This is a genomic window from Brevibacterium antiquum, from assembly GCF_016107655.1.
Classification (GTDB): domain Bacteria; phylum Actinomycetota; class Actinomycetes; order Actinomycetales; family Brevibacteriaceae; genus Brevibacterium; species Brevibacterium antiquum.
This window is the reverse complement of the sequence record NZ_JABASX010000011.1, coordinates 170,590-187,775: the sequence shown is the minus strand read 5'-3', so window position 1 is coordinate 187,775 and position 17,186 is coordinate 170,590. Positions and strand designations below refer to the sequence as shown.

16 protein-coding genes are annotated in these 17,186 nt (G+C 63.4%); 14 read left to right on the top strand and 2 right to left on the bottom strand.

Annotated features, from left to right (window positions below; all coding sequences use genetic code 11):
* Positions 1-71 precede the first annotated feature (71 nt).
* Both JFC13_RS17395 and JFC13_RS17390 read right to left on the bottom strand, forming a co-directional pair.
* Positions 72-1,091: an aminoglycoside phosphotransferase family protein gene (locus JFC13_RS17395; protein WP_198398305.1), complete on the bottom strand. Its 1,020-nt coding sequence runs from the start codon at positions 1,089-1,091 to the stop codon at positions 72-74.
* Positions 1,088-2,026, bottom strand: a complete 939-nt coding sequence (locus tag JFC13_RS17390; RefSeq protein ID WP_198398304.1) for a hypothetical protein — start codon at positions 2,024-2,026, stop codon at positions 1,088-1,090. Before JFC13_RS17390 ends, JFC13_RS17395 begins: the two co-directional genes overlap by 4 nt.
* A 132-nt stretch (positions 2,027-2,158) precedes the next feature.
* On the opposite strand from JFC13_RS17390, the gene JFC13_RS17385 reads away from it, so the two are divergent.
* The 14 genes from JFC13_RS17385 to JFC13_RS17320 all read left to right on the top strand — a co-directional run bounded on the left by JFC13_RS17385 (position 2,159) and on the right by JFC13_RS17320 (position 17,114).
* Positions 2,159-2,623 (top strand): ribosome maturation factor RimP, encoded by a 465-nt coding sequence (locus tag JFC13_RS17385; RefSeq protein ID WP_198398303.1) that lies wholly within the window; start codon positions 2,159-2,161, stop codon positions 2,621-2,623.
* 83 nt (positions 2,624-2,706) lie between these two features.
* Positions 2,707-3,669: a transcription termination factor NusA gene (gene nusA / locus JFC13_RS17380; protein WP_198398302.1), complete on the top strand. Its 963-nt coding sequence runs from the start codon at positions 2,707-2,709 to the stop codon at positions 3,667-3,669.
* Positions 3,670-3,740: 71 nt separating this feature from the next.
* Positions 3,741-4,016, top strand: coding sequence for a YlxR family protein (locus JFC13_RS17375; protein ID WP_198398301.1), 276 nt, complete (start codon positions 3,741-3,743; stop codon positions 4,014-4,016).
* 132 nt (positions 4,017-4,148) lie between these two features.
* On the top strand, positions 4,149-7,163 hold the full coding sequence (gene infB / locus JFC13_RS19710) for a translation initiation factor IF-2 (RefSeq protein ID WP_198398300.1): 3,015 nt from the start codon (positions 4,149-4,151) through the stop codon (positions 7,161-7,163).
* 274 nt (positions 7,164-7,437) lie between these two features.
* Entirely contained in the window at positions 7,438-7,866 is a 429-nt protein-coding gene (rbfA, locus tag JFC13_RS17365) for a 30S ribosome-binding factor RbfA (RefSeq protein WP_009882995.1), read from the top strand.
* 204 nt (positions 7,867-8,070) lie between these two features.
* Positions 8,071-8,982, top strand: coding sequence for a ligand-binding protein SH3 (locus JFC13_RS17360; RefSeq protein ID WP_198398299.1), 912 nt, complete (start codon positions 8,071-8,073; stop codon positions 8,980-8,982).
* A 13-nt stretch (positions 8,983-8,995) separates the two neighbouring features.
* On the top strand, positions 8,996-9,913 hold the full coding sequence (gene truB, locus JFC13_RS17355; RefSeq protein ID WP_198398298.1) for a tRNA pseudouridine(55) synthase TruB: 918 nt from the start codon (positions 8,996-8,998) through the stop codon (positions 9,911-9,913).
* A 120-nt stretch (positions 9,914-10,033) separates the two neighbouring features.
* Positions 10,034-10,657, top strand: coding sequence for a hypothetical protein (locus JFC13_RS17350; RefSeq protein WP_198398297.1), 624 nt, complete (start codon positions 10,034-10,036; stop codon positions 10,655-10,657).
* Positions 10,647-11,018, top strand: a complete 372-nt coding sequence (locus JFC13_RS17345) for a hypothetical protein (RefSeq protein ID WP_198398296.1) — start codon at positions 10,647-10,649, stop codon at positions 11,016-11,018. The genes JFC13_RS17350 and JFC13_RS17345 overlap by 11 nt, the downstream gene beginning before the upstream one ends.
* Positions 11,019-11,091: 73 nt before the next feature.
* On the top strand, positions 11,092-12,030 hold the full coding sequence (locus JFC13_RS17340; protein WP_198398295.1) for a bifunctional riboflavin kinase/FAD synthetase: 939 nt from the start codon (positions 11,092-11,094) through the stop codon (positions 12,028-12,030).
* Between the two features lie 92 nt (positions 12,031-12,122).
* Entirely contained in the window at positions 12,123-12,392 is a 270-nt protein-coding gene (rpsO, locus tag JFC13_RS17335) for a 30S ribosomal protein S15 (protein WP_009882989.1), read from the top strand.
* Positions 12,393-12,810: 418 nt separating this feature from the next.
* Positions 12,811-15,030 carry a polyribonucleotide nucleotidyltransferase gene (locus tag JFC13_RS17330; protein ID WP_198398294.1) on the top strand — a complete coding sequence of 740 codons (2,220 nt, stop codon included), beginning with the start codon at positions 12,811-12,813 and terminating at the stop codon, positions 15,028-15,030.
* A gap of 68 nt (positions 15,031-15,098) precedes the next feature.
* Entirely contained in the window at positions 15,099-16,352 is a 1,254-nt protein-coding gene (locus JFC13_RS17325) for a M16 family metallopeptidase (protein ID WP_332839457.1), read from the top strand.
* A 120-nt stretch (positions 16,353-16,472) separates the two neighbouring features.
* Complete coding sequence (locus JFC13_RS17320; RefSeq protein ID WP_232488734.1) at positions 16,473-17,114, top strand: TetR family transcriptional regulator C-terminal domain-containing protein; 642 nt, start codon at positions 16,473-16,475, stop codon at positions 17,112-17,114.
* Positions 17,115-17,186 lie beyond the last annotated feature (72 nt).

Sequence of the window (17,186 nt, the reverse complement as noted above, 5' to 3'; positions counted from 1 at the left end):
ACTGCTACCTGGCGGCGGCCCAGCAACCTCGCGCAAGGTTGCTGGCCGCCGCCAGGTAGTTGGGGAGGGGATCAGCCGATGGGTTTGAGCGCGTGGGCGTTGACGCCGGCGACGTCTGCTCCCGACAGCGCCCGCGCCACCCACAAGGACCTCGCGGCATCGGCCAGTGCCCCGGTCGATCCGCTGCAGGCTGACCTGAGGTACCAGAACATGTTCGTGACCTCCCGGGCGACGGCGGCACCCATCCCGTACTGCGGATCCATGCCCGCGCACAGCGCGAGGTCGGTGGCGAAACCGCGCAGCCACGCGGCCTGGGCCTGCGGATGTCGGGACGGAATCTCCATGAGACGGTTCCACAGCACCGGCGCCAAGGTGTAGGCGGTCGGACCCGACAAGGGCTGCGGGTCGATGGCCTTCCAGGTCGAGACGCCAGCGGCATCGGGGTTGCCGGCGAGGATGTTGTAATAGTGCAGATCGGCGTGGATGAGCCAATTCTCCTCAGACGCGGCAAGAGTGCGCATCCAGTTGCGCGCGAAGGAGAGCAGGAGGGAATCACCCGGACCCGCCTCGGTCCAGCCGCTGAGCAGACCCGCATCGGCATCAAAGGTGCTCAGCCATCCTGCGGCCACATCCTGGACACGCAGGAAGTCGGAATCCGAGGGAATCTCAAGCGACTTCTGCAGGGCACCCCAGACCGGGGGCACATCGGACAGGGGCAGCACGGAGAGATTGTCCTTCGTTCGCAGCCGCTCCTGCAGGGTCACCCTGAAGCTGTGATCGTCCCTGATCACCCGGACAGCGCCGTGCCCGTTCCACATCTTCAGCGCCCGCAGAGCCTGCGCATGGGCAGCTGATGCCGCCGAGGTGGGGGCTGCGAAGCGCAGCACCCCCTGATAGTTCTCCTGAGTCAGAACCGGGATGACGAGGCTTTCGCAGCCGGCCCAGGGTGAGCCCGGAACCTCGTCGAAGCTCAGCTTCCACCGGTCGATGAGCTCATTGGCCATGAAATCCAGTGCGGCGACCCAGGAGGAGGTGCGGTACTCGCCGATGATGTCGCGAGTGGAGTTGTACAGGACCGGTGGGACCTTCACTTCTGTGCCTCTGCCTCTCCCGAGTCCCCGGGATACGAGTACCGGAGTACCTGTGGGCTAGCGAAGACCGTGCGCGTTCGAGCCGACTCCCACAGCCGCAGAGCGGCCCCCGAATCCATCTGCAGCCAGGGAAGGATCGCTGCTGCCACACCGTCTTCGAGAGCCAGAGCCAGCTCCTTCGCGGTCTCCGGGTCACGTGGGATGGGGTCGAGTTTCCATGAGGGAGCACCGGGTTCAGCGTTCTTCTCACCGAGCTTTTCGAGCATCTCGCCTGCCAGTGAGCCCAGGGACTCCAGCCGCGCCACGGCACGGTTGCGCTCGCGTGACTTCGTGTCGAAGTTCACGGCGAGACGCTCATAGCCATATGTCGCTGCCCTGGCCTGGTTGAGGATGTCATTCCACATCGGGGGAGAGGTCGAATCCGTCGCGGAGCCCGATGAGCCGGACGCTTCGGCAGTGCCGGATTCGCGTGAGTCACGGATCAGCGCGTCTGCGCTGCGAATGATCTCGGCGTGCTCGGTGCCCGCAGTCAGTGCCAGACCGGTTGCCACGTCCACGAGGACCGGGATGAGGCTCGAGTCCAACGTCGGCACGGCGGTGAAGACGGCATCCGATACCACCTCGGCGGCTTCGATGTAGCTGCGGGGATCTTCCGACGGTGGGGGCTCGGTGGCCATTTCGGCCGGTGGCGACCACACGGGACCGATGGCGTCCCGGAGTTTCTGCAGGTCCTCACCAGCGGTCTCCGGGTCGCTGTCTCCGGCGGTGGTGGCGGCGAGGATTCTGGCGATGCGGTTGCGCAGCTGGTTCGTCTCATCGAGGGTCGGCACGTCCGGGGGAGTATCGAGTCTCACACCGCATCCCGACAGCAGGCTCAGGCTCGCCCCGCTCACACCGTAGAGGAGAAGAGCACGGCGGCTGACGGGAAATCGCATAGGCCAATCCTAGCGGATGCTTAACCTCACCCGGGGGAGTCGCTTAGGGTGGGGCTAAGGCAATCAGCAGGGCAGAAACGACGTCACCGCGCGGGGCACACCTTCGTCAGCGGGACGAGGACTGGAGGACACATGGACGAGGACGTGGCGCAGATAGAGAAACTTCTGCGAGAGCCGCTGCAGACCTCTGGGTTCTACCTGGAGTCGGTGAAGGCCGTGGCTGCCGGACAGCGTCGGGCGCTGACGGTCGTCGTCGACCTTGATGAGTCGAGCACAGAACCCATGTCGATGGAGAAGATCGCCGAATCCAGCCGACTCGTCGGTGACACCCTCGACGAGGTCGAGGTCTTCCGCGACAAGCCCTATCAGCTTGAGGTCACGAGCCCAGGAGCAACGAGGAAGCTCGAGTCCCCGCGGCACTTCAAACGGGTGCTCGGTCGCCGACTCGAAATCAGCACGAAGAAGGACTCCTTCAAGCTCGATCTCGACGATGTGGGCGAAAACTCAATTTCGGGAATCGATCCCGCCAGTCGTGAGAAGCGGACAGTCTCGCTCGGCGACATCGTCAAGGCGCAGGTCGAACTCAAATTTCGGTGAGCGTAATCTGAGATAGAATGTCACGCCTGCATAAATGAAGACCGACAATTCAATGCTCGAGGGAGCCGGAGAGGATATAGGCCATGGATATCGACCTCAGTGTTCTGCGCATTATCGAGCGAGAGCGGGAGATTCCGCTCGATACTCTGATCGAACTCATCGAACAAGCTCTCTTCCTTGCCTATCAGAAGACCGAGGGCGCGTGGCCAGATTCCCGCGCCGAGCTGGACAAGACCTCCGGCGAAGTCCGCATCCTCGCCGTCGAGTTCGACAACGACGACAATCCGATCGGCGAATTCGACGACACTCCCACCGGCTTCGGACGCATCGCTGCGCAGACGGCTCGCCAGGTCATCCACCAGCGTCTGCGCGATGTCGCAGACGAATCGGTGCTCGGCAACTTCAAGGGCCGCGAGGGTGAGATCGTCTCCGGCACCATCCAGCAGGGTCGGGACCCGCAGATGGTGCAGGTCGACCTCGGTGATGTCGAGGCAGTCCTGCCGCCGCACGAGCAGACTCCCGGCGAGTCATACCGCCACGGAACGCGCCTGCGCGTCTACATCGCCGACGTCCACAAGGGACCAAAGGGAACATCGGTCACTGTTTCGCGTACGCACCCGAACCTGGTGCGCCGACTGTTCGCGCACGAAGCACCGGAGATCGCCGACGGCACTGTCGAGATCGTCTCCCTGGCTCGTGAGGCCGGCCACCGAACCAAACTGGCAGTTCGCGCCACGAAGCCCGGTGTGAATGCGAAGGGCTCATGCATCGGTGAACTCGGTTCCCGCGTGCGGGCCGTGATGAACGAGCTGGGCCAGGAGAAGATCGACATCGTCGACTACAGCGACGACCCGGCCAAGTTCATCGGCCATGCACTCTCACCAGCCAAGGCGACGAAGGTCGACATCCTCGATGCCGATCTGCAGGAATCACGCGCCATCGTGCCCCGTGATCAGCTCTCCCTGGCCATCGGCAAGGAAGGGCAGAACGCACGCCTGGCGGCCAAGCTCACCGGCTGGAAGATCGACATCGTCCCAGGCGAATAGGCATCGGGCGTGATCTGAACCACTCGGGGTGTGGCGCGGGTGGGGACGGAAGTGCTGTAGAATTATGTACTGTGATTGTGGGCGCGGCACCTCGAAGGACGTGCATCGCCTGCAGGCAAAAGGCCGACCGGGACGAACTCACACGATTTGTGATTCGACCCGATCAGCATCCAGCCATCGTCCATGACGTGTCAGCGACACTTCCGGGACGAGGAGCCTGGGTGCACCCGGACGCCACATGCCTGAAGAAGGCATTGACGACCGCATCCTTCGCTCGAGCCTTTCGAACGAAGGTCACCGCCTCGGACCTGCCGAGGATGGATACCGAACCCAAGAAGAGCGGGTAGCCCGAATGGATGACAAGTTGTGAGTGTCGTGCGATGACACCGCTATCGGAATTCGAGAGAGCAGTGAAATGAGAACTGCTCTTCATTGATGAGGTTCTTTCCTGACCGGGAAAGAACCCGGACAGGAGAACTGTGGCAAAGCCCCGTGTCCATGAGCTCGCAAAAGAGCTCGGCACTACAAGTAAGAACGTCCTCGAGAAACTCCAGGGCCTGGGCGAATTCGTTCGCTCCGCTTCCTCGACCCTCGAAGCACCCGTTGTGCGCAAGGTGAAGGAAGCATTCGCCGAGTCCGCTCCGGCCGACTCCGGCGACAAGACATCCGGCGCATCCGCGGACTCGAAGCCGGCTGCTAAGCCAGGCGCCAAGCCTGCCGCGAAGCCCGGAGCTCCCAAGCCCGGTGCAAAGACTTCTGCCAAGCCAGGAGCCAAGCCCGGCGCCAAGCCAGCTTCGGCACCGAGCGAAGCAGCTGAATCCACGCCTGCAGAGGCGAAGCCCGCAGCTAAGCCGACCGGTGCGAAGCCGAGCGCGAAACCTGCTGCAGAAGCCAACCCCGTTGCAGAAGCCAAGCCTGCTGCAGACGCCGAGGCTGCTGACACGGACGCGTCCGCTGGAGACACCAAGTCTGCTGATGCCCCGGCAGAGCCGGCCACGCCTGCGGCCCGCTCGAACGCGCCGAAGCCTGGTGCTGCTGCGAAGCCCGCTGCGGCTCCCAAGCCAGGTTCGGCACCCAAGCCGGGCTCTGCTCCGAAGCCGGGCGGTCGCTCGCCGGCCCGCCCCGGAAACAACCCCTTCGCCCCAGCACAGGGCATGCCCAAACCGGCAGGACGCGGTGGACCGAAGTCCGGCAATCGTCCCGGCGGCCAGGGTGGCCAAGGCGGTCCGGGTGCGCGCCCGGGCAACAACCCGTTCGCAAACTCGCAGGGGATGCCGAAGCCAGGCCAGAAGCCACCTCGTGCATCCGGTGAGGAAGGCGCAGCAGGTCCACGTCCGGCACCACGACCGGGCGCCCCTCGCCCCAACCCATCGATGATGAAGAACTCTGCGCTGAACAAGCCGGCTCCAGGCCGCGGTCGAGGCGGAGGACGCGGCAACGCGCCCGCCGGCGGCGGCGCACCCGGTGCGCCAGGCGCAGCTCCAGGCGGCGCACCTGCAGGTCGTCGCGGACCCGGCGGCGGTCCAGGCGGTCGTGGTTCAGGTCGCGGTCGCGGAAGCACCCAGGGTGCATTCGGCCGTGGAGGCGGTCCCCGTCAGAAGGGACGCAAGTCGAAGCGGGCCAAGCGCGCCGAGTTCGAGCAGATGCAGACACCGTCGGTTGGTGGCGTCTCTGTTCCACGCGGCGACGGCAATACTCCTCTGCGTCTGCGTCGCGGATCCTCGCTGGCCGATTTCGCTGAGAAGATCAACACCGATCCGACGAACCTCGTGACGGTGCTCTTCCACCTCGGCGAGATGGCGACCATCACCCAGTCTCTGGATGAGGGCACATTCGAGGTCCTCGGCGAGGAGCTCGGCTACAAGATCGAGATCGTCTCACCCGAGGACGAAGACCGTGAGCTGCTCGAGACCTTCGACATCGACCTTGACGCGGAAGCCGCGGAAGAGGCCGACGAGGATCTCACAGCACGTCCACCGGTCGTCACTGTCATGGGTCACGTCGACCACGGTAAGACCAAGCTGCTCGATGCCATTCGCTCTGCGAACGTGGCTGCCCGCGAAGCCGGCGGAATCACCCAGCACATCGGTGCCTACCAGGCCGAGGTCGAACACGAAGGCATCGATCGCAAGATCACCTTCCTCGATACACCAGGTCACGAGGCGTTCACCGCTATGCGTGCCCGTGGTGCGAAGTCGACGGACCTTGCGATCCTCGTGGTCGCGGCCGATGACGGCGTGATGCCGCAGACCGTTGAGGCACTCAACCACGCTCAGGCGGCGAACATTCCGATCGTGGTCGCAGTGAACAAGACCGATAAGGAAGGCGCTAACCCCGCCAAGGTCATGCAGCAGCTGACCGAGTACAACCTGGTTGCCGAGGAATACGGCGGCGAGACCATGTTCGTGCCGATCTCTGCGCTCAAACGCGAGGGCATCGACCAGCTGCTCGAATCCGTGCTGCTGACCACCGATGCTGCGCTGGACCTGAGGGCCAATCCGGACAAGTCCGCTCGCGGCATCGCGATCGAGGCCAAGCTGGACAAGGGCCGTGGCGCGGTTGCGACCGTGCTCGTGGACTCCGGCACACTGCGTCAGGGAGATGCCATCGTGTGTGGCACCGCCTACGGACGTGTGCGTGCGATGTTCGATGAGAACGGCAACCTCGTCGAGGAGGCGGGACCATCCCGTCCCGTCCAGGTGCTGGGTCTGTCCTCCGTGCCGCGTGCCGGTGATACGTTCATCTCCACCGAGGACGATCGCACCGCCCGTCAGATCGCTGAGAAGCGCGACGCCATCGAGCGCAATGCTGCTCAGGCTCGCGGCCGCAAGCGCATCAGCCTCGAGGACTTCACCAAGGCGCTGGCCGAGGGCAAGGTCGACATGCTCAACCTCATCCTCAAGGGCGACGTGTCCGGTGCTGTCGAAGCACTGGAGGATTCGCTGCTCAAGATCGATGTGGGCGACGACGTCGACCTGCGCATCATCCACCGCGGTGTGGGTGCGATCACGGAGAACGACATCAACCTGGCCACGGTCGACAACGCGATCGTCCTGGGCTTCAACGTCCGTCCGGAGGCGAAGGCTCGCGACCTGGCCGAGCGCGAAGGCGTCGATGTCCGTTACTACTCGGTCATCTACCAGGCGATCGACGACATCGAGAGCTCGCTCAAGGGCATGCTCAAGCCGGAGTACGAAGAGGTCCAGACAGGCACCGCGGAGATCCGCGAAGTCTTCCGGTCCTCCAAGTTCGGCAACATCGCCGGCTCCATCGTTCGCGATGGTCACATCACCAGGAACGCGTCTGCTCGCGTCACCCGTGATGGAGTGGTCGTCGGGGACAAGGTCAAGATCGAGTCCCTGCGTCGCTTCAAGGACGATGCCACCGAGGTCCGCGAAGGATTCGAGTGCGGCATCGGCCTGGGCAGCTTCAACGATCTGCGCGTCGGCGACATCATCGAGACCGTCGAGATGCGTGAGAAGCCTCGCGACTGATCAACACGTCGCTCTCCCATACCGGGTTCTGAACGGGGAATGTGCGAGCGGGTGGCATGAGTCCACTCGCCAGCACACTTCCCGGGCAGGACCCGGTCTGCGGTTCGCAGGCCTCTGCCCTGTTCCGCACTGACGTCCCCGGCGATGAGAGAATGTGCCGGGGGAGCTCTCCCCAGACACACAGACACACAGACTTAGACACAGACAGATACTCAAGTGGCAGTTCCAACCGAACTCAGTCACTGTCACAGTTCAGACGAAGAAGGAAGTCACCATGGCAGATGCAACTCGGGCGCGTAAGATCGCCGACCAGATCAAGGTCATCGTCGCCAGCACGATCGAACGCAGACTCAAGGATCCCCGTCTCGGTTTCGTCACGGTCACCGATGTGCGCGTGACCGGAGATCTGCAGCACGCCTCGATCTTCTACACTGTCTTCGGCGACGGGCAGGATCTCGAGGCCACAGGCAAAGCACTGGAGTCCGCGAAGGGCTTCATCCGATCAGAGGTCGGCAAGGGCCTGACGATCCGGCTGACTCCCAGCCTCGAATTCATTGCCGACGCCGTGCCGGAGGCCGCCGCTCACCTGGACGGTCTTCTCGCCAAGGCCGCAGCGGATGACGCTCGGGTGGCCGGACTGGCCAAGGACGCGAAGCCCGCGGGAGACGAAGATCCCTACAAGAAGACCGACGAAGAAGGCTGACTGGTCACAGCGCTGTAACGAAGCACCGATGCGACAGTGCTCCGGCTGTGTCCTCTCGGTTGAGTGCAGCGGGCCTCGTGCGAGCAATCGCGATCTCTGTCACTCTCGCGAAAAACTTCACGTAACAGTTTTGTAATCTTTCACTTCTAGTTTAGACTTTTTCTGGTAACGAAATGATTACGACTCTGTTAAGGGATTTCTGCATTGGGTAAGCACTCTTCGCCAAAGCCTGGCTTCGCCAAGCAGCTGGTCCGGGATCTGACTCCCGCCGGCAAGGCAGGCAAGGCCAGCAAGCGCTCGGCCGGTCGGCACTCCTCGGACGCACCGTCGACCGCCACCTCCGTGCTGGCAACTGTCCGGCAGCGTCCCGTCGTTGCCGCGATCGCGGTTCCGGCCGCAGCCACCGCTGCCGTCGTCGGCTCCACCGTCGTCATGAGCCCGCCCGAAGCCGGCAATGTCACGACCGAGGCTGCTGACACCTCAGCGCAGGAGGCGAAGTCGAGCCCCTCGGCCGTCAGCCAGGATGAGATCGACGCCCAGCGCGAGAAGGCCGGCGAAGAGTACCTCAAGGACGTCAAGGACGATCCCAAGTACAAGAACAAGACCTCGAAGACGACACTCGACGTCAAGACTCCCAAGCCCAAGCCGTCCCCGACGACGGAGAAGGCTGAGACGGAGTCCGGCGGTGCGAAGTCAACTGAGGAGAAAGCCACCGATTCGGATGAGAAGTCATCTGAGGGTGGAGACACTCCAGAGGGCATCTCGAACGAACCGTGCTCGGTCTCGTCCTCGATCGAATCCGGACTCCAGCCCAATGCCGTCAACGGCTACCGCGCCGTGTGTGCGAAGTTCCCCGAAGTCAAGACCTACGGTGGCGTTCGGCCGGGCTCCGGCACCTCGGACCACTACACCGGCGAGGCTGTCGACATCATGATCACCGGCGCCACCGGCGACCGCATCGCCGAGTACCTGATCCAGAACTCCGGAGCACTCAACGTCAAGTACGTGATCTGGAAGCAGCGCATCTGGAACCCAGGCAGCGGTTGGAGCAGCATGGAAGACCGTGGTTCACCCACGGACAACCACTTCGACCACGTGCACGCCTCGTTCAACTGATCGAACCTGACACGTGAGTGATACTTCCCCACAGGGTGTCCTTGTCTGCGACAAGCCCCAAGGCCTGACTTCCCACGGCGTCGTCTCCCGGATTCGGCGCTGGTACGGCACCCGCAAGGTCGGACACGCCGGCACCCTCGACCCGATGGCCACCGGCGTACTCGTTCTCGGGCTGGGGCGCGGAACCAAACTCCTGGGCTACATCACCGGTGTGTCCAAGACCTATCTGGCCACGATCCGTCTCGGCTCGGCCACGCCGACCGATGACGCGGACTCCGAGCCAGACCTCTTCGCCGAACCTGCGGCACTGTCGGCAGTCACTGATGATGGGATCGCCCAAGGCGTCTCAGCTTTGAGGGGCTCCATCGACCAGGTTCCCAGCGCGGTCTCCGCGATCAAGGTCAACGGCCAACGCTCCTACGCCCGTGTCCGTGCCGGTGAAGACGTTGAGCTCAAGGCGCGCCGAGTCGAGATCTCAGACTTCACCATCCTCGCCACCCGGTACTCCGTTGCGCAGGGCCACATCGATGTCGACGTCGAGGTCGACTGCTCGTCGGGGACCTATGTTCGTGCACTGGCGCGAGATCTCGGCAGCAGCCTCGGCGTCCATGGTCATCTCACCGCTCTGCGGCGCACTCGAGTGGGCGCCTTCAGCCTCGACGAAGCGGTGACGATCCCCGATGATCTCGACACCGACGCACCCACTCTGACCTCTCTCGCCGAGGTGGCCCGGACCCTGCTTCCGACCGTGCACGTCGATTCCGCGGACGCCAAGGCCCTGATGCAGGGCAAGACGATCGACACCGATCGAAGCCCGGATCAGGGTGATGAGGTGGCCGTGATCGTCGGCGAGGAGCTCGTCTCGATCGCCGAGGTGCGAGCCGGGGGAGTGCTGAAATCCCAGACGGCCTTCGCCATCGACCTCGCCTGAGGGCACAACGACACCACGGGCAGCACAACGTTACTGCGGGCAACACAACGTCATCGCTTGTATTCGATAGATACAACTGAAACGGTTGTCTATCGTGGTGGACTTTGGTGTACTTGAGTCATGTACGTCATGACCATCGACCAGCGAGGATCTCGTGAGCGCACCGATGAGGTGCCCGGGCTGCTCGACATTCTGGCCCGCGTTGAGACCCAGCGGGGCTTCGAGCGCACGATCGGCGATGAGGTGCAGGGTGTTCTCGACTCACCCGAACAGGTGACTCTGGCCGTCCGTCTGCTGGCCGCACGGACCGGGTGGCATATCGGAATCGGCATCGGCCCGGTCGACACCCCATTGCCGGCTTCCACCGCCGAGGGCAGGGGAGAGGCCTTCTACGCGGCCAGGCGCGCGGTCGAGGCGGCAAAGGGTGCACCCGCTCATCTTGTCGTCGACCCGGAGACGGCGCACTCGAGCCTGGCTGAAAGCGCTCTGCGCCTGGTGGTCTGGACGTTCGAGAACATCCGGTCTCAGTCTCGGCGCTACATCGACCGCAGGCTCGACCATCCCGACTCCACCCAGCACGACATCGCTGAGCACTTCGACGTCTCCCAACAGGCTGTGTCCAGGGTGCTCTCCCCGGGCGGTGTGGAACTCATCGAAGGTGCCTGCGCACTGTCGACCTTCCACCTGGCCCATGCAGGAGAGACCGGGGACAGCGGCTCTCAGGCAGGTGACCATGTGGTTTGACGTACTCATCGCTGCTATTGCGGCGATCGTGTCCGCAGCGGGTGGCTATCTGCTCGTTCCGCTGTTCCTGCGTATGACCCACGACGGGCCCGGCTCGAAACCTCGGCGTACCGGCAGCGAGGACATCGAAGTCCTGCGCGGCGGAATGTGGATCGGCATCGTCGAGCGCGCACTCATCGCCGGAGCCATTGTGCTGGGGAGGCCCGAACTCATGGCCGTCGTCGTCGCAGTCAAAGGGCTCGGGCGCTTCGCGGAGATCAAATCCTCGGCGGCCGCGGGCGAGCGATTCATCATCGGAACGTTCCTCTCCATCGCAATCGCATCCCTGGTCGGCGTGATCGGCTGGGCCGTCATCTCCTGAGGCGTGCGTGGGTTAGCACGTGAGAACATCTCTGCGATAACCTGAGTCGGTGCACGGAAGGAGCAAGCGTCGAGTGGAGCTTTATCACGGACTGAATGAGGTCGGGACCGACGATGTCGGCACCGTCGTGACCCTGGGCAACTTCGATGGGGTCCACCGCGGTCACCAGACTGTTCTCCGCGCCGTAGCGGCACTGGCCAGCGAGCGGTCACTGCGCTCCGTGGCCATGACCTTCGACCCGCACCCGCGCACAGTCCACCGCCCTGATGAGCCGACGCTGATGATCACGAGCACCGAGCAGAAGGCCGATTTCATCGGGGACACCGGCATCGACGCCCTGTTCGTCCAGCACTACGACCTCGACTTCGCGGCCCAGAGCGCCGAGGAGTTTGTGCGCACCTACTTCGTTGAGGCCCTGCGCTGTGAGATCGTCGTCGTCGGTGATGATGTGCGCTTCGGCAAGGACAACGAAGGCACCATCGAGACCCTGCGCCACCTCGGAGAGAAATACGGATTCCGGACTGAGACGATCGAAGAGGTCGGACGCGGAGGACGGTACTCCTCCTCGCGGATCCGGGATCAGATCGTCGGCGGAGATGTCGCCGAGGCTGCTGATCAGTTGGGTCGTTACCACCGGGTCGAAGGGTCCGTCGTCCACGGCGACGCCCGCGGTCGCGATCTCGGATTCCCGACCGCGAACCTGTCCGAAGATGTCGCAGGCCTCATTCCCTCCGATGGTGTCTATGCCGGGTGGGCGACATTCTCCGAAGAGGATCAGACATACCCCGCAGCCATCTCGGTGGGCACCAACCCCACGTTCGAAGGCAGCGTCCGACGGGTCGAGGCGCATGTCCTCGATAAGGAGTTCGGCGAATTCGATGTCTACGGCAGGCACATGACCCTCGAGTTCGTCTCACGCATCCGTGGGCAGGTGACGTTCACCGGCATGGACGAGCTCGTCGTGAAGATGCACGAGGACATTGCCGATGTGCGCGAGGTGCTCCACACCTGATAAACTGAACCTTGCCGTTTTCACCGGCCGCGGTTCGATAGTGCTGAGACTGACAGGTTTCGGCGCCGCGCAACGATCAAAAGGAGAAGTCCATGGCTCTCAGTACTGCTGAAAAGCAAGAAGTCATCAAGGAATATGCAACTCACGAGGGCGACACCGGTTCTCCCGAGGTTCAGGTTGCGCTGCTGACCCGCCGGATCACCGAGCTCACCGAACACTTCAAGGATCACAAGCACGACCACCACTCACGTCGTGGCCTGCTGCTCCTCGTCGGCCAGCGCCGTCGGATGCTCAAGTACTTGCAGCGCGTCGAGATCGAGCGCTACCGTTCGCTCATCAAGCGCCTGGGCCTGCGTCGCTGAGACCAGCCCCATGACATTGAGTGTGACTCGGACGAACTGACACAGACTCGAACGAGACACCTCAGACGAAACGAAGCGTCCTGCATCAGGCAGGGCGCTTCTTCGTCTTTCCCGGCAGCTCGACTGCCCGTGGCATGCCCGGAGACTGCCCATGGCATGCCCGGGTGGAATGCGAGGCAATGGCTCACAGGGGCAACTGCGGTAGACTTCAACGTGGACAACCATGCCATGGACGTTTCGGTCCTCGGTAGTGGCTTCCGGAAGAGCACGCATGCGCATGCTGATTCCGTGGGCCCCGATCGATGACCGGCTTGGATCCATGGGGTTGTCCGAGCCAATATCCACCGGATCGACGCGGGCTTTTTTCGCCTTCATTCTTCGAAGGTGTCCGCGTACCGGTTACAAACAAGGAGATTACGTGGGACTCAACCCTGAATCCGCCGTAGCGCACATTGACAATGGCAGCTATGGTTCACACACCATCCGTTTCGAAACAGGACGGCTTGCACAGCAGGCCGCCGGTTCTGCCGTCGCCTACCTCGACGACGAAACCATGCTGTTCTCGGCCACCTCGGCGGGCAAGAACCCCCGTGAGGGCTTCGACTTCTTCCCTCTGACCGTCGACGTCGAAGAGCGCATGTACGCCGCGGGTCGCATCCCCGGTTCGTTCTTCCGCCGTGAAGGACGCCCCTCGACCGACGCGGTCCTCACCTGCCGCCTCATCGACCGCCCTCTGCGCCCCTCCTTCGTGAAGGGACTGCGCAACGAGGTTCAGGTCGTCGTCACAGTGATGTCGATCCACCCCGACCACATCTACGATGCACTGGCCATCAACGCGGCCTCGATGTCGACTCAGCTCTCCGGACTGCCCTTCTCCGGCCCCATCGGCGGCGTGCGCATCGCACTCATCGACGGCCAGTGGGTTGCCTTCCCGAACCACTCGCAGCTCGACGACGCCGTCTTCAACATGGTCGTCGCCGGCCGTGTCGTCGGTGACGACGTTGCGATCATGATGGTCGAGGCAGAAGCCACCGACAACGCCATCGACCGCATCAAGACCGGTGCCACCGCACCGACAGAAGAGGTCGTGGCCGAGGGACTCGAAGCCGCGAAGCCCTTCATCAGCGAACTCTGCCGTGCGCAGCAGGAGCTGGCGGACAGTGCAGCCAAGCCCACCGTCGAATTCCCTGTCTTCAAGGACTACCAGGACGACGTCTTCGAGGCTGTGCGCGAACTCGCCGAAGCCAAGCAGACCGAGAACTTCCAGATCGCTGACAAGCAGGAACGCGAAGCAGCAGGCGAAGTTCTGCTGTCTGAGCTCTTCGACAAGCTCGGCGAACGCTTCGCCGGTCGCGAGAAGGAAATCGCCGGGGCCCTCAACGCTCTGACGAAGCAGGTTGTGCGCAAGCGCATCCTCACCGAGCAGATCCGCATCGACGGTCGCGGTCTCAAGGACATCCGTCCGCTGACCGCCGAGACCAACGTGATCCCACGTGCTCACGGCTCGGCCATCTTCGAGCGCGGAGAGACCCAGATACTCGGTGTCACCACGCTGAACATGCTCAAGCTCGAGCAGCACATCGACTCTCTGTCGCCTGTGACGACGAAGCGCTACATGCACCACTACAACTTCCCGCCCTACTCGGTCGGAGAAACCGGTCGTGTTGGCAGCCCGAAGCGCCGCGAGATCGGACACGGTGCACTGGCTGAACGTGCACTCGTGCCGGTTCTGCCCAAGCGCGAGGACTTCCCCTACGCCATCCGCGAAGTATCAGAGGCACTCGGATCCAACGGTTCGACCTCGATGGGTTCGGTCTGCGCATCGACTCTGGCCATGCTCTCGGCTGGTGTGCCGCTGCAGGCTCCCGTCGCAGGCATCGCCATGGGACTCGTCTCCGACGTCATCTCCACCGACACCGGTGACCAGACCGCATACGCGGCACTGACCGACATCCTCGGTGCCGAAGACGCCTTCGGCGACATGGACTTCAAGGTTGCCGGTACGCGTGACTTCATCACTGCGATCCAGCTCGACACCAAGCTCGACGGCCTTCCCGCCTCGGTGCTCGGTGCCGCCCTCAAGCAGGCGCAGGAAGCCCGCATGGTCATCCTCGACGTCATCGCCGAGGCTATCGACGCTCCGGCAGAGATGGCTCCGACTGCTCCGCGCATCATCTCGGTGAACATCCCGGTCGACAAGATCGGCGAGGTCATCGGACCCAAGGGCAAGATGATCAACCAGATGCAGGAAGACACCGGCGCCGACATCAGCATCGAAGACGACGGAACCGTCCTCATCGGTGCCGCCGACGGAGCAGCCGCAGAGGCCGCCCGCTCGATGATCAACGCCATCGCCAACCCGCAGGTGCCCGAGGTCGGCGAACGCTACCTCGGAACCGTGGTGAAGACGATGAGCTTCGGCGCATTCGTCTCCCTGACACCGGGCAAGGACGGCCTGCTGCACATCTCCGAGCTGCGTAAGCTCAACGATGGCAAGCGCGTCGAGGACGTCGAAGACGTCGTGGGAGTCGGCCAGAAGGTCCAGGTCGAGATCACGAAGATCGATGACCGCGGCAAGCTGTCACTCTCGCCTGTCAGCGACGATGACGATGAAGCAGAAGAGGAATCAGAGAACTGATACGGGGAGATTCTCACACCGGGGAGGGCAGCCGAGTCGATCGGTCTGTCCTCCCCGGTGGTTTGACAGTGACCACCGAACACATGCCCGGACTGGCGTCGGAGACCATCGGCATCTGGGTCGCGGCAGGTTCGCGTGACGAATCGACCGAGACCGCCGGATCGACCCATTTCCTCGAACACATGCTCTTCAAGGGAACGTCGACGAAGGACGCGAAGACGATCGCGGCAGCCTTCGACCGGACCGGGGGAGACTCCAACGCCATCACGGCCAAGGAACTCACCTGCTACTACTCGCGCTGCCTGGTCACGGACCTGTCGGACATCACCTCGCTGCTCGTCGACATGGTCTCGAACTCGAACCTGGACGCCGAGGAGTTCGAGCGCGAACGCGGCGTCATCATCGAAGAGCTGGCGATGTCCGCCGACGATCCCGGCGACGTCCTCTTCGATGACTTCGACGAGCTCATCTTCGGCGACCACCCATTGGCACGTCCGGTCGGCGCGACGAAGGACCAGATCCGCGTGCTGGGCCATCACACACTCCTCGAACACCACTCGACGACCTATGTGCCCCCGCGCCTGGTCATCGCCGCCGCCGGCGGTGCCACCCACGACGAAGTCCTGGGCATGGTCGATGACGCATTGGCTCAGGCCGGTGTCGGCTCACAGGCCGGCTCACACACCTGGGACAGCCCCGCCGCGACAGCAGGCCGGGTGCCCGACCGCAGCGCACGTGAGGTGCCGACGTTCCGTTCGGGTCGCTCACACACGGTCAAAGACACCGAACAGCTGGGAATCCTGCTCGGCTGCGAGGGTCTGGAAGAGGGCCATCCGGATCGCTTCGTCTATTCGGTGCTGCTGACGATGCTCGGCGGAGGAATGTCCTCCCGACTCTTCCAGAGCGTGCGCGAACAACGCGGTCTCGCCTACGCCGTTAACTGCATGGCGAGCCAGTTCACCGACTTCGGAACGTTCGGCATCTACGCCGGCTGCACACCGGAGAACGGGCAGGCCGTCGTCGACCTGGCACTGGCCGAATGGGATCGTCTGGCGCAGGAGGTGCCAAGTCGCACCGAGCTGGACGCGATCGTCTCCCAGCTCTCGGGTTCGATGGTCCTCGGACTCGAATCCTCGGCCGCACGGATGAATCGACTGGCCCGCTCGGAGATCTTCGGAATCCCACTCGAATCTCCGCTCGACCTCATCGAACGCGTCCGGTCGGTCACGGCTGAGCAGGTGTCGACGATGGCAGGAGACCTCATGAGTCGCCCGAAGTCGCTGTCGCTCGTGGGACCACAGGCCGACGTCGTCCTGCGCTGAGGTTGAGATGACGCCAGCCTGAGGCGATGCCCGCAGGCCCCGAACCATGAGCATCTAGAATGGCTGTACAACAAGATTCTTGTTGTATAGCCATTTCTGTCTGTGTGGGGGGAGAGATTCATGTCGCGAAAGAGCGCATCGGTGCGTCGGGAGGAGATCCTGGCTGCGACCGTGGAGGAGATCGAGAGCACCGGCCTGCGCACCCTCCGAGTCGCCGATGTCGCCGCACGGCTGGGGCTGAGCCCGAGCCTAGTCATCTACCACTTCGTGACGAAGGAGGCACTCGTCGCCGCAGCCTTCGCACATGCCGGGGAGAACGACCTCTATCGCGCGCGTCGACTCGCCGCGACACGGAAGCCGGCAGCGCAGCGGCTCAGAGACGTCGTCCAGTGGTACATGCCGACAGGCTCGACGAGGAGCTGGAAGATCTGGATCGACGGGTGGTCTGCCGGACTCTTCGACGATGGGGTGAAGTCGACGTTTTCCATCCTCGACCGAGAGTGGAAGACAATACTGTCCGAGCTCATCGTCGCTGGACTCGAGGTGCAGGAATTCCGATTCAGCCACGCTCGAGAAGTCACTGAAGCGTCGGCGAACGGGCCCACCGGCACCACCGTTTCAGAGATGGCCGATGACTGCGCCACGAGGATCCTCGCGTACCTCGACGGGCTCGCAGTCCAACTCATTTTCAACCCCGAATCTGTGTCGCCTGAGACCCTGTCCAGCTGGGTCGATGCCTTCGTCGCACGCGAATTGGAATGAACCCGAAATTCTTGCCCAGTCGCTCTTGACGCGGGAGTCCTCCGACGGTCAGACTGGTGGTCTGAAGCTAAC

Coding starts and splice junctions, on each gene's coding strand:
- JFC13_RS17390 (WP_198398304.1), bottom strand. CDS start 2,026: ATGCGATTTCCCGTCAGCCGCCGTGCTCTTCTCCTCTACGGTGTGAGC.
- JFC13_RS17385 (WP_198398303.1), top strand. CDS start 2,159: ATGGACGAGGACGTGGCGCAGATAGAGAAACTTCTGCGAGAGCCGCTG.
- nusA (WP_198398302.1), top strand. CDS start 2,707: ATGGATATCGACCTCAGTGTTCTGCGCATTATCGAGCGAGAGCGGGAG.
- rbfA (WP_009882995.1), top strand. CDS start 7,438: ATGGCAGATGCAACTCGGGCGCGTAAGATCGCCGACCAGATCAAGGTC.
- JFC13_RS17350 (WP_198398297.1), top strand. CDS start 10,034: ATGTACGTCATGACCATCGACCAGCGAGGATCTCGTGAGCGCACCGAT.
- JFC13_RS17345 (WP_198398296.1), top strand. CDS start 10,647: ATGTGGTTTGACGTACTCATCGCTGCTATTGCGGCGATCGTGTCCGCA.
- rpsO (WP_009882989.1), top strand. CDS start 12,123: ATGGCTCTCAGTACTGCTGAAAAGCAAGAAGTCATCAAGGAATATGCA.
- JFC13_RS17320 (WP_232488734.1), top strand. CDS start 16,473: ATGTCGCGAAAGAGCGCATCGGTGCGTCGGGAGGAGATCCTGGCTGCG.